Origin of the sequence: Jiangella alba, from assembly GCF_900106035.1 — a bacterium.
In the GTDB taxonomy this organism is placed as follows: Bacteria; Actinomycetota; Actinomycetes; order Jiangellales; family Jiangellaceae; genus Jiangella; species Jiangella alba.
The window spans coordinates 715,744-728,246 of the sequence record NZ_FNUC01000003.1 but is presented as its reverse complement, the minus strand read 5'-3'; the positions used below and the strand labels follow the sequence as shown (position 1 = coordinate 728,246).

The window sequence follows — 12,503 nt, the reverse complement described above, 5'->3', positions numbered from 1 at the left end:
GGAAGGTTCCTTCTGCTAGGGCGCGCGGCTCTAGAACCAGAGCGTGTCGTCGTACGGGAAGGACAGCACTCGAATCAGGTGGGCGGCGGCGAACCCGAGGGCCGCCGGGTTGCCGACGCCCTCGGCGTCGTCGTACCGACCGGCGAAGTGCCTGGCCAGCTCGGGCTGACCGGTGGTGAGCCCGGCCATCGCCCACCACAGGTACATCTGGGTGTCGTTGATGTGGGTCGGGCGGGTGTCGTCGCGTTCGACGTCGAACTGCTGGACCAGCCGTCGCAGCAGGGCGGCGTCGCCACCGTCCGGCTGTCCGGGGCCGCCGCCGATCACGCCGAGCGGCAGCACGTTGGACAGCGCGTCCGGGTACCAGGTGTCCAGCGGGCCGGTCGGCTGGACCTCCCAGGACGGCCGGGTGACGGCGACGCCGTAGTCGTTCGTCGCGTCGCGCAGGTAGGCCTGCCGGATGCCGTACTGGGTGCGTCCGGCCAGCGCCGTGGCGACCCTGGCGGTGGGCGCGTCCCCGGCCGCCCCGGCCAGCCAGGCCATCGCCTGCAGGCCGAACCACGTCTCGGAGTTGTCCTGAATGAACTGCACGGGGTAGCCGGGCCTGACCTCGGTCTGCCCGTTCGCCACGTAGGTGCCGTTGAGGGCGCCGAACACCCGCTGGGCGATCGGAAACCACTCGTCCAGCGTGGCGTCCTGGGCGGCCCGGCTCCCCTGCACCTGGACCAGGTGCTCGAGCAGCAGCAGGTACGTGGAGGCGTAGGAGTCGACCGAGTCCGCGGTCAGCGTGTCGGTCAGGTCCGGCCACGTCCCGGCGAAGTCGTTCATGCTGCCGTCCGGGTTCAGGTGGTCGCGGTACCAGCCGGCGTAGAGCAGGGCGCCGTCGAGGTAGCGCTGGTCGCGGGTGAGCTCGTACGCACGGACCAGGCCCAGCGCGGCGAAGGTGCTGAAGTAGCCCACGTACCGGGTGGAGTTGAGGCCCTCGGGGCCGACCGGGATGGTGCCGTCCGGGTTCTGGGTGGTGAGGATGTGGTCGGCGAGGTCGCGGATGCGCTGCCGGTCGGCGGCCGGCACGTCGCTGAGCCGCGGCCGCCCTTCGCCGCTCTCGGCGGGCGGCAGCAGCTCGAAGGCGGCCGGGTCGGAGCCGACCCGCACCCGGTCGATGCTGAATCGCGCGTCACCGCCGGTCGCGGTGGCCAGCTTGATCTCCATCGACGTCAGCGGGAACCCGGTGAGCGACCGGGACACCTCGGGGACGGCCACGCTCGCCGTGGCCCACTCGCCGGTGCGCACCTCGCCGGCGTCCAGGCTGACCTGCTTGCTCCGCCCGTCGGCCGAGGTGAGCATGACCTGCAGCTCCGCGGCGCCGGCGGTGCCGGTGACGAAGTAGGAGAAGCTGAGCACGCTGTTCTCGTCGACCACCGGGAGCGGGTGGAGGTGCGAGAGCACGAACGCCTGCGCGGGGTCCGACGCGCTCGCGGTGAGCGCCTGGCCGGGCGCGAGGGCCGGGTCGGCGGTCAGGGTCTGGGTGGCCGGCCCCGCGGCGTTGCTGTAGAGCCGCCAGTCGCCGATCTCGGTGAAGTCGTCGGCGAAGGACTGCTCGGCCGACGTCATCCTGGCGCCGGTGGTGAACGTGGTCGTCACCGGCGCCGCGAGAGCGGGACCGCCGAGGCTGCGGACGCCGTCGACGCGCACCGTGTAGGTCGTGCCGGGCAGCAGCGGGCGGTCGGGGACGAACGCGACCGCCCGGGCGCCGGTGAGGTGGCGCACGGCACCGGCGACCGGCTGGGCGCTCCGGCCACGGACGACGGTGACGTTCTCTTCGGCGACCGTGGCCGGGTCCAGCGGCTGGTCGAAGTAGACGGTGACCACGCGGTCGCGGCCGACCTCGGTGGCTCCGGGCGCCGGGCTCGCCGCCAGCAGCTCGGGCGCCGGCACCACGACCGGGACGCCGTTGCGCACCTCGACGTCGTCGAGGGTGAACGAGGACCGGCCGGCCGCCGGGTCGGTGATGGCCTTGATCACGACGGTGGTGGCGGTCGCTCCGGCCAGCTCCGGCGCGACGTCGGTGAACCGGACGCTGACCTGCCGCCAGGCGCCCAGCTGCACGACGTCGGGCAGCAGGGTGCTGTGCACCTTGGCCGACGTGTGCAGCTCGACCGACAGGCCCCGGTAGGTCGCGTCGCCGCCCGCGTAGTACCAGAACGACAGCACGCTGGAGTCCTCGGCGACGGACAGGCCGGAGCGGATCGCCGCGACGCCGACCTCGCTCTGGGTGGGGTTCGCGCCCGCGCCCATCGTCAGCGCCGCGGACCCGCTGTGCACGGGGTCGGCGGTGAGGCCGAAGGTCCCGTCGGTTCCGTTGGTGTAGAGCGTCCAGTCGTTGCCGGCTTCGAAGCCGTCGCTGAGGACGGTCTCCTCCTCCGCGTGGGCCGGCACGGACAGGCCGGCGCCGGGCAGGAGGGCCGCCAGCAGTCCGATGATCATCGGGATGACGGCGCGGCGGGAGGCGCGTAGGCGCGGCGAACTCATCGGCGACCTGCCTTCGTGGCACGGGGGCGGTGGGGGTGGTCCGCTTCGGACCAGCGCGAATGCCGCAAGTCTCCACACCGCCGCAGAACCTGTCAAGAGGCAAGTTCGTCATCACTTCAGATTTGAGATGAAGAAAATTTTCGCTCTATACTCGGCCGCATGGCATCTGCCGGCTCCGCAGCCACCTCCCGCGGCCCACGTCAGCTCGCGTTCCTCACCGACCGGCTGCCGTCGATGTCGGCGGCCGAACGCAAGATCACCGACGTGCTGACCAGGTCGCCCGACGAGGCCATCAGCATGTCGATCACCGAGCTCGCCGACCGCGCCGGCGTCAGCGAGGCGACGATCAGCCGCTACTGCCGCCGGCTGCAGTTCAAGGGCTACCAGGACCTGCGCATCCGCATCGCCCGGGAGCTCGCCGCCGAGGAGGCCACCGCGGGCGGCACCGCCGAGAACGGCATCGAGCTCGCCGCGTCCACCAGCGCCGACCTGCTGAACCGCACGGCCCGGCTGCTCGATCCGGCCAGGGTCGACCGCGCGGCCGCCGCCATCAGCGCGGCGCGCCGGGTCGTCTGCGTCGGGCTCGGGGCCTCCGGCATCGCCGCGCAGGCCGCGGCGCACCACCTGCTCGGCATCGGGGTCCGGGCCGAGTCGCACGCCGACCTGCACGTGCTGCTCGGTGCGACGGCGCTGCTGGACGCGTCGGACGTCGTGCTGGCGTTCAGCCGGACCGGCAGCGCGAAGGACGTCACGGCCTGCGTCCGGCTGGCACAGGAGCAGGGTGCCACCGTGATCTCGGTGACCAACGCGTCCCGTTCGCCGGTCGCCAAGCTCTCCGACATCGTGCTCCAGGTCGCGAGCGAGGGCACCATCGGCACGCTCGACTCCGTCCTGGTGCAGGTGTTCGTGCTCGAGATCCTGATGCGCGGCTGCCTGGAACGGCTCGGGCCGGCCGCCGAGCTCGCCGCGGCGCGCGTGTCGGAAGTGATCATGGGTCGCCTCTACTGACCCCCGGCGGCCGATAGGCTCGGCGGATGATCGACGCACAGCGGCTCCTGGGCGAGGTCGACCTCCACCTCATCGGTGAAGGCCGGCACGAGCGGCTCTGGGAGGTGCTGGGCGCCCGGGTCGTCACCATCGACGGCGTCGCGGGCACCGCGTTCACGGTGTGGGCGCCGAACGCGCGGCTGATCCAGGTGGCCGGCGAGTTCAACGGCTGGGACGGCGGCGGGCACACCATGACGCGCCTGGGCGGCGGCGTGTGGGGGCTGTTCGTGCCGGGCGTCGGCGACGGCGCGCTGTACAAGTTCAAGGTGCACGGCGCCGACGGCCACTGGCGCGACAAGGCCGACCCCATGGCGTTCCGCACCGAGGTGCCGCCCGCGCAGGCGTCGATCGTGCACGAGTCGCGCTATGAGTGGAACGACGAGGTGTGGCTGGCCCGGCGGCCCCCGTCGGCGCACGCGCACCCGATGTCGGTGTACGAGGTGCACCTGGGGTCGTGGCGGCGCGGGAAGTCCTATCGCGAGCTGGCCGTCGAGCTGGCGGCGTACGTCACCGAGCTGGGCTTCACCCACGTCGAGTTCCTGCCCGTCGCCGAGCACCCGTTCGGCGGGTCGTGGGGCTACCAGGTGACGTCGTACTACGCGCCGACGGCGCGGTTCGGCCACCCCGACGACTTCAAGTTCCTCGTCGACACCCTGCACCAGGCCGGCATCGGCGTGCTGCTCGACTGGGTGCCGGCGCACTTCCCGCGCGACGACTGGGCGCTGGCCCGGTTCGACGGCACGCCGCTCTACGAGCACGCCGACCCGCGCCGCGGCGAGCACCCCGACTGGGGCACGTACGTCTTCGACTTCGGCCGCCCCGAGGTGCGCAACTTCCTCGTGGCCAACGCCCTCTACTGGCTGACCGAGTACCACGTCGACGGCCTGCGCGTCGACGCCGTCGCGTCCATGCTGTACCTCGACTACTCGCGGCCCGAGGGGGCGTGGCTGCCCAACGTGCACGGCGGCCGCGAGAACCTCGACGCCATCGCGTTCCTGCAGGAGACCAACGCCACCGCGTACCGCTCGGTGCCGGGCATCGTGTCCGTCGCCGAAGAGTCCACCGCCTGGCCCGGCGTCACCCGTCCCACCCATCTCGGCGGTCTCGGGTTCGGCCTGAAGTGGAACATGGGCTGGATGCACGACTCGCTGGCGTACCTGTCGCGCGACCCGATCCACCGGCAGTACCACCACCATCAGCTGACGTTCTCGATGATGTACGCGTTCAGCGAGAACTTCGTCCTCCCCCTCTCCCACGACGAGGTCGTACACGGGAAGGGGTCGCTGCTGGGCAAACTGCCCGGCGACCGCTGGCAGCAGCTGGCCACGCTGCGCGCGTTCTACGCCTACATGTGGGCGCACCCGGGCAAGCAGCTGCTGTTCATGGGCGGCGAGCTGGCCCAGGAGTCCGAATGGGCCGAGGAGCGCGAGCTCGACTGGTGGCTGCTGGACCGCCCGGCGCACGCGGGGGTGCAGCGGCTGGTCACCGACCTCAACGCGGTCTACCGGACGGCGCCGGAGCTGTGGGCGCTCGACTCCGACCCGGCCGGCTTCGAATGGATCGACGCCAACGACGCCACCGGCAACGTGTTCTCGTTCCTGCGCCACGGCCCCGACGGCGAGCTGCTGGCGTGCGTCGCGAACTTCAACGCGCGGCCGCACGAGGGCTACCGGCTGGGACTGCCTCAGGCGGGGCCGTGGCAGGAGCTCATGAACACCGACGCCTCGCTCTACGGCGGCTCCGACGTCGGCAACCTCGGCCAGGTCGTCGCCACCGACGAGCCCTGGCACGGCCGCCCCGCCTCCGCCGTGCTGCGGGTGCCGCCGCTGGGCACGCTCTGGCTCCGACCCGCGACGTCGCACTGACGTGTCAGCATGGTCAGATGACCGGCCGCCGCGTCCAGGTAGGCAACGTCCCCGAGGACACCCATGCCGCCTTGCGCGCCCGTGCCACTGCGGAGGGCCTCCCTTCGCGCCTTCTGCGGTGAGCCGTTCTCCCCACTGATCAAGAACGCGTCTGCCACGTTGACCTGCCCCCTGCTGCCTCCATTGTCGGGAGCGCGGGGGGACCGCCTCAAGCGGACCTTCTACTCGGGCGCTTCGCGCGACGGAGGACCGCTTGACCCGGCCACCCGCGCCCCCGTTCAAGCACCGTCAGGGGCCGGCCGAAAATGGGCCCGGCTTCCCGGTCCGCTGCGCTTCTTCTCCGCTGGCCGCTCACTGGCCGTGGTCGGTCCCCGGCTACCGGCTCCGCTGTGGTGACGGGTCCACGGGCCGCTCGTGCGCTCGTCTCGGCGCGATGAGGGGCGGTTTGCTGGGGCTATGGCACCAGCAAACCGCCCCTCATACCGCAGGACGGGTCAGTCCCGGTCGACGATGACGACCGGGGAGTCCCAGGTCTCGACGTGGTCAGGGTTCGACGGGTCGCCGAGCGGCTTGGTGGCCGTCAGGCGCAGGACGTAGCGGCCGTCCGGCACGGGGACGCGCCGGTCGGTGCCGTTGCCGCGGGGCCGCGTCCCGTCCCAGGTGTAGGCGTTGAACGCGGTCGCCGCGCTGCTGCGCCCGACGAAGTCCTCGGAGAGGACGGTGTTCAGGCGGCCACCCGCGTACGGGCGCCCCGCCGTGCCGTCGGCCTTGGCGTGGAACAGCTGCACCGACACGTTCTGCGCCGCGTGCTCCAGGTGCGCGATGACGACCGGGTAGTCGCCCTCGGTCATGGAGAACGTCGCGCCCTCGGGCAGCAGGTCGAACTCGCCGCCCATGGTGCAGTTGACGCCGACGTAGCGCTCGCAGGCCGTGACGTCGCCCAGCGCGGGCAGCCCGAACCCGGCGTCGGTGAGCACCGGCAGCTGCTGGTAGTCGCCGACGAAGCCGGCGAACGGCACCCGCAGCGGCTCACCCTCGGCCGGCGTCAGGACGACCCAGCCGCCGTACTGGCCGAGGTCCGGCTCGGCCGGCGCGGTCACCGTCACCTCGACCGAGGCGGACGACCCCGCGGGCACCGTCACCGACGACGCCGAGAACGCCACCGACGCGCCACCCTCGAAGAACTGCGGGTTGTTCGGCGCGCCCGCCGTGGTGATGCCGTCGGCGTGCGACAGCTCGTACGTGACGTCCTCGTCGCCGTCGTTGGTCAGCGTGAGGGTCTGCGTCGACGGCCCGGCCTCGCTCTCACCGAGCGACAGCTTGCCCGGCGCCACCGCGACCGGCGCGAGGATCGCGTCGTCGATGTCGAGCATGCCCGCGCCCTGACGGTGCGCCGGCTCGACGTACCCGGCGCCCGGGACCAGCGACCAGTCGGCCGGGTCGGCGCTGTTCTGCAGCACGTCGCGGACCTGCTCCGGCGACAGCGACGGGTGCGCCTGCAGCAGCAGCGCGACCGCGCCGGCCACGTGCGGCGACGCCATGGAGGTGCCGGAGATGACGGCGTAGCCGTCGCCCTCGAGCGGGTAGGTCGAGCGGATCAGCCCGCCCGGCGCGCCGAGGTCCGGCTTCAGCGACAGGTCCGACGCCATGCCGTAGGAGCTGAACGACGAGATCAGCCCGCCGGTCGAGTTCTCGACGGTGGTGGTCTGGTCGGTCCAGGTCAGCGTCGTGGCGCCGGCGGCGATGCGGCCGTCCAGCTCGATGCCGGTCTCCTGGTCGACGGCGACGACGGGGACGGTGATGGGCGGGTCGGCCGGGGTCGGCGGCGCCACCGTCGGCGCGAACGCGCCGGGCACGTTGTTGTAGAGGACGACGGCGGCCGCGCCGGCCTGCTGGGCGTTGTGCGCCTTCTCGTAGAACGGGCAGGTGCCCCGCTCGATCAGCGCGACGGTGCCGGTCAGGTCGGGCAGCGCCCCGGCCGCGGTGCACCCGTCCTGGGTGGAGTCGGGCGTGCCGGTGCGCGACAGCGGGACGTCGCCTGACGTGGGTGCGCTGGGCGCGCCGCTCGCCTCGGCGTAGCCGACCTCGCGGCCGTCCGGGCTGACGGTGAACATGCGCGCGTCGTACTCGGTGTTGTCGAACGACGCGACGCCGATGACCTTGTCGCCGACGCCCGGTGCGCCCGCGGACCAGGTGCCGGACGTGCCGTTGTTGCCGATCGACGCGACCACCACGACGCCGTCGTCGACCAGCGCGTCGCTGGCCGTGGCCGTCGGGTACTCCGGCCAGGTGACGAAGCCGGCGCCGAGGCTCATGTTGACGACGTCCATGTCGTCGGCGTGTGCCCGCTCCAGCGCGGCCAGGATGATGTCGGACGTCGTGGAACCGCCGCAGCCGAACACGCGGTACGCGCCGAACTCGACCTCGGGCGCCACGCCGGTGACGCCGCCGGCCGCGCTGTCGCCGCTCGCGCCGACGATGCCGGCGACGTGACTGCCGTGTCCATTGCAGTCGTCCGGGTTGTCGTCGGGACTGGGGACGGGCTGGTAGGCGGCGGAGGTGTCGTCGGCGTTGTAGTCGTCGCCGACGAAGTCGTAGCCGGCCACGACGCGGCTGGTCGGGAAGGTCGTCTCGCCGGGCGTGCCGCCGCCGCCGAGGTCCGGGTGGTCGATGTCGATGCCGGTGTCGACGATGCCGACCCTGAGGCCGTCGCCGGTGAAGCCCAGCTCGCTCTGCGCGATGTCGGCGCCGGTCATGCCGAGCGCGGAGTCCATGGCGGGCTCGGACGTCGCCGGGTCGGGCGCGTCGACCGTGACGACGGGGTACACCGCGGCGACCTCGGCCGAGCCGGCCAGCCGGCTGATGTCGGCCTCGGACGCCGTCACCGACAGGCCGTTCCACAGCCGGTCGTAGGTGTAGCGGACCTCCACGTCGGCGCCCAGCGCATCGGCCTCGGCAAGGACGCGGTCCTGCTGGCGCTGCGCCGTGGCGCGACTGCCGCCGTCGGCGACCGGCTTCGCGGTCAGCTCGACGAACCACGCGCCGGTGGGCTCGTGCGTCAGCTCACCGGACGGCTCCGGCAGCCCGGCCAGCTCGGCGAGCGTGCCGAGGTAGCCGTCGCTCGCGGGCGCAGCGGTGCCGGCGGCGACGGTGCCGAGCGTCCCGGCGGCCAGGGCCACCGCGGCGGTCGCGGCGAGTCCGGCGCGCCGGGTGACGGCCCGCCTCCCCGGCGCTCTCGATGGTCGTGTCATCGGCGCTCCTCGTTCAGTCGTACGGCATGACAAGGCCCCGCCGGTCAGACGGGGTTGCCCCGTAACCTATGGCCGATATCGCCTCGATTGGAAGCTTTGACGGCAAGTCGGCCTGCCTTGTCACTCTGAATCAGGAGAAATCACCCTCTTGTCACCGCCCGCCCGGAGACGACAGGATGACCAGACCCTCAGCCGCCACGTCCCAAGGGGCCGCCTCATGTGGACTCGCTCGCTGCCCGCCGGCCTCGCCGGACTCGTGCTGACGGTGACGGCGGCGCTGTCCGCTCCGGCCGCCCCCGACGACGGCGCGCCGGCCCCGGCGCTGCGCACCCCCGAGGACCGCACGCAGGCGTCGGAGCTGACGCCGTCGCTCGGCACGACCGACGCGGCGACGCTGCTGTCGGCGGTCGCCGCCGCCCCCGGCCAGCTGCCCGGGCAGCCGCGCGACGACGTCATCGTCGACGTGCCGGAGAACCCCGCCGACGCGTCGATCCCGCTGAACCTGACGCCGTACCACGCCGTCGCGCCGGCGCTGCGGGCGCTGCAGGACAGCGACCGTGTCAGCGTCGAGATCATCGGGCAGTCCGCGCTCGGCCGCGACCTGCACCTCGTCGTCGTCACCTCCCCGATGAGTGACGCCGAGTGGGCGGAGTGGCAGCGGCTGTCCGACCTGCGCAGCGCCGACCCCGACGCCGCGATCGCCGCCATGGAGGCCGGCGAGTACGACGACTGGAAGTCGCCGCTGTTCGTCAACAGCAACATCCACGGCAACGAGTGGGAGGGCACCGACGCGACGCTGCAGGTGCTCGACGAGCTGGCGTTCTCGTCCGACCCCGAGGTCACGGAGCTGCTCGACCAGCACGTCATCGCGATGGTCGTCACGAACAACCCGGACGGCCGGGTCGCGGGCACCCGCGCCAACGGCAACGGGTTCGACATCAACCGCGACTACATCACCGCCTCGCAGCCCGAGTCGCGCGCCGTCCGCGCCCAGCTGATCCGCTACGACCCGCTGACCATGCTGGACGAGCACGGCTACACCGGCACGACGCTGATCGAGCCGACCACCGGGCCGCACGGCGAGAACTACGAGTACGACCTCTACATCCGCCAGGCCATCCGCAACGGCCTGGCCATGGAGGAGGCGGTGCTGGCGCTCGGCGAGCCGCGCGTGACCGAGGTGAACATCCCGTTCCGCAACCAGACCGACGGCTGGGACGACTGGCCGCCGATCTTCACCCCCATGTACGCGATGCTGCACGGCGCCGTCGGGCACACCGTCGAGATCCCGCTGAACCCGCGCGGCATCGCCGACCCCGTGCTGCGGCACGAGAACACCCGCATCAACACCGCCGTGGCTCGCGCCACCATCGAGGCCAACTTCGCGTGGGCGTACGAGAACCGGATGAGCCTGCTCGCCGACCAGCTGGAGATCTTCCGGCGCGGCGAGGCCGGCGAGTCGTCGCGGCCGATCGACGACGACCTCGCCCTGTCACTGGCGCTCGGCGACAACGGGAAGACGTTCCTGCAGGACTACCCGCGGGCCTACGTCATACCGGCCGAGCGGCGCGGAGACGCGGCCGCCGCGCGACTGGCGCAGTTCCTCCTCGACAACGACGTCGAGGTGCACCAGGCGCGGCGGCCGTTCACCGCCGGCGGCGCCACCTACCCGGCCGGCTCGTACGTCGTCGACCTGCACCAGGCCAAGCGTGGCCTGGCCAGCACCATCCTCGACGTCGGCCGCGACGTCACCACGAACTTCCCCACCATGTACGACATCTCGGCGTGGAGCCAGGCGTACCTGTGGGGCACGGACGTCGCGACCGTGCCCGCCGGGTCGTCGCTGGACGCCCGCGCGCTGTCGCCGATCTCGGCCGTGGCGCCGACGGGATACGTGCCGCCAGGGCGGCCGGCGCACTACGGGTTCACCGCCGGAACGCTGGCCGGGATCCGTGCGGTGAACGCGTTCGTCGACGCCGGTGTCCCGGTGCGGCGCACGGCGTCCGGGGTCTTCTCGGTGCCCGGCTCGGCCCGCTCCCTCGTCGAGGACGCGGCGGCGACGTACGGCATCGCGTTCTCCGCCGTCGGCGCGGCGGCGCTGCGGGGCGCGGTACCGGTGGACGTCGCGCTGGTCGGCACCAGCGCACCGGCCGACGAGCTGCACGCGCTGGCCCGCATGGGCTTCGCCACGACGAACGTCACCGCGGCCGGGTTCAACGCCGGGACGTACGCGTTCGCCGACTTCGACGCCCTGTACGTGTCGACCACCGGGTTCGACCCGCGGCAGCTGGACGCGGCGCGGCAGGCGGCGTTCGCGGCCTGGCGGGCGGCCGGCGGCACGATCGTCGGGCGCGGCGCCGGCGGCTGGACGTTCAGCGACCGCGCCGATCTCCTGGCCGTCGGGCTGGTCGACCCGCGCGAGTGGAACTCCGCCAACGGCATCGTCACGGTGACGAACGACCCCGCCTCGCCCGTCACCGGCACGGCGTCGCCGTCGTCGTTCGTCAGCAACCCGCAGCACTTCACCGGCCTGGGCGCGGGTGTGCGCGTCGACCAGAGCTTCGGCGGCGAGGGCTTCTTCCTGGCCGGCCACTGGATCGGCCACGAGGCCGTCGCCGGTCAGCCGGTGGTCGTCAGCGGCGTGGCCGGCGGCGCCGACGTCACGCTGTTCGCCACCGAGCCGCTCTACCGCTCGCATCCGGAAGGGCTGTTCCCGCAGGTCGCGAACGCGCTCTGGCAGTAGTCCCGCGGGGAGTCGCCGTCCCGCTGCGGAGGTGGCGACTCCCCGTTCTCACGTCCCGGTGACGACGGCCGCCTCGTCGTCGTGGTGCTGTGCGGACGTCAGGCCCGCGTCGCTCACCGCGCCGGCGGCCGCCGCGGCCTGGCCGGTGCTCAGCTCGATCAGCAGGACGCCGGTGCCGGCGCGCAGCCAGTCCGGCGCCCCGGCGGCGATGCGGCGGACGAGGTCGAGCCCGTCGCCGCCGCCGTCGAGGGCGGTGCGCGGCTCGTGGTCGCGGGCCTCGGGCGGCATCAGCGCGATGGCCGCCGTCGGCACGTACGGCGGGCTCGCCAGCAGCACGTCGACCCGCCCCCGCAGCACCTGCGGCAGGGCGTCGTAGAGGTCGCCCTGGTGGACGTGGCCGGCCGGTTCGACGTTGCGGCGGGCGTACGCGACCGCGTCGGGGTCGACGTCGGCCGCGTGCAGCTCGACGCCGTCGATGCCGTGCACCACGGCCAGCCCCAGCGCCCCCGTCCCGCACCCGAGGTCGACCACCACCGCACCCGGCCGCACCCGCTCCCGCGCGAGGCCGACCAGCAGCTCGCTGCGGTGCCGCGGCACGAACACCCCCGGCCCGACGGCGACGCGCAGCCCAGCGAACGCGGCCCAGCCCAGCACATGCTCGAGCGGCTCGCCCGCGACCCGCCGGGCGATCATCGCCTCGGCCTCGGCCGGGGTGCGCGCGGTCTCGGCGATCAGCCGCGCCTCGTCCTCCGCGAACACACACCCCGCGGCCCGCAGCCGGGCCACGACCCCCTCATCCAGCACACGGCCACCCTAGACGGGCGGGTACAGGAGGACCTCGACGCCCGGCAGCGCGCCGAGCCCGCGCCTGACCATCGGCTCGACGTCGGCCCAGTCGAGGCCGCCGAGCCCACACCCCAGCGGCGGAACGGCGATCGACCGCAGCCGCAGCTCGCCCGCCCGCGCCGCCGCTGCGTAGGCCGCGAACATGTCCGGGTGCGCCGCCTTGAACTGCGCGGCGAGCAGGTCGCCGTGCTGAACCCGGATCCCCATGGAGCCAGGTCT

General features: G+C 73.1%; 7 protein-coding genes. 3 read left to right on the top strand and 4 right to left on the bottom strand.

Annotation, left to right across the window (positions count from 1 at the left end; genetic code table 11):
- Positions 1 to 30: 30 nt before the first annotated feature.
- Positions 31 to 2,532 carry an Ig-like domain-containing domain gene (locus BLV02_RS06045; RefSeq protein WP_083288943.1) on the bottom strand — a complete coding sequence of 834 codons (2,502 nt, stop codon included), beginning with the start codon at positions 2,530 to 2,532 and terminating at the stop codon, positions 31 to 33.
- 159 nt (positions 2,533 to 2,691) lie between these two features.
- On the opposite strand from BLV02_RS06045, the gene BLV02_RS06040 reads away from it, so the two are divergent.
- Entirely contained in the window at positions 2,692 to 3,540 is an 849-nt protein-coding gene (locus tag BLV02_RS06040; protein ID WP_069113223.1) for a MurR/RpiR family transcriptional regulator, read from the top strand.
- Positions 3,541 to 3,566: 26 nt separating this feature from the next.
- Positions 3,567 to 5,444, top strand: coding sequence for a 1,4-alpha-glucan branching protein GlgB (gene glgB / locus BLV02_RS06035; protein ID WP_083288942.1), 1,878 nt, complete (start codon positions 3,567 to 3,569; stop codon positions 5,442 to 5,444).
- A 494-nt stretch (positions 5,445 to 5,938) separates the two neighbouring features.
- Here the strand turns inward: glgB and BLV02_RS06030 are convergent, their stop codons facing one another.
- Positions 5,939 to 8,695, bottom strand: a complete 2,757-nt coding sequence (locus BLV02_RS06030; RefSeq protein WP_069113222.1) for a S8 family serine peptidase — start codon at positions 8,693 to 8,695, stop codon at positions 5,939 to 5,941.
- A 217-nt stretch (positions 8,696 to 8,912) separates the two neighbouring features.
- Between BLV02_RS06030 and BLV02_RS06025 the strand changes: the two genes are divergently transcribed.
- Positions 8,913 to 11,438, top strand: a complete 2,526-nt coding sequence (locus BLV02_RS06025) for a M14 family zinc carboxypeptidase (protein WP_069113221.1) — start codon at positions 8,913 to 8,915, stop codon at positions 11,436 to 11,438.
- Between the two features lie 48 nt (positions 11,439 to 11,486).
- Here BLV02_RS06025 and BLV02_RS06020 read toward each other — a convergent pair whose 3' ends face one another.
- Positions 11,487 to 12,239 carry a putative protein N(5)-glutamine methyltransferase gene (locus BLV02_RS06020; protein ID WP_141711721.1) on the bottom strand — a complete coding sequence of 251 codons (753 nt, stop codon included), beginning with the start codon at positions 12,237 to 12,239 and terminating at the stop codon, positions 11,487 to 11,489.
- A 12-nt stretch (positions 12,240 to 12,251) separates the two neighbouring features.
- Positions 12,252 to 12,491 (bottom strand): macro domain-containing protein, encoded by a 240-nt coding sequence (locus BLV02_RS06015; protein ID WP_069113219.1) that lies wholly within the window; start codon positions 12,489 to 12,491, stop codon positions 12,252 to 12,254.
- Positions 12,492 to 12,503: the final 12 nt, after the last annotated feature.

Bases quoted from the DNA above. Each gene is read 5' to 3' on its own strand.
- BLV02_RS06045 (WP_083288943.1), bottom strand. From the start codon at position 2,532: ATGAGTTCGCCGCGCCTACGCGCCTCCCGCCGCGCCGTCATCCCGATG.
- BLV02_RS06040 (WP_069113223.1), top strand. From the start codon at position 2,692: ATGGCATCTGCCGGCTCCGCAGCCACCTCCCGCGGCCCACGTCAGCTC.
- glgB (WP_083288942.1), top strand. From the start codon at position 3,567: ATGATCGACGCACAGCGGCTCCTGGGCGAGGTCGACCTCCACCTCATC.
- BLV02_RS06030 (WP_069113222.1), bottom strand. From the start codon at position 8,695: ATGACACGACCATCGAGAGCGCCGGGGAGGCGGGCCGTCACCCGGCGC.
- BLV02_RS06025 (WP_069113221.1), top strand. From the start codon at position 8,913: ATGTGGACTCGCTCGCTGCCCGCCGGCCTCGCCGGACTCGTGCTGACG.
- BLV02_RS06015 (WP_069113219.1), bottom strand. From the start codon at position 12,491: ATGGGGATCCGGGTTCAGCACGGCGACCTGCTCGCCGCGCAGTTCAAG.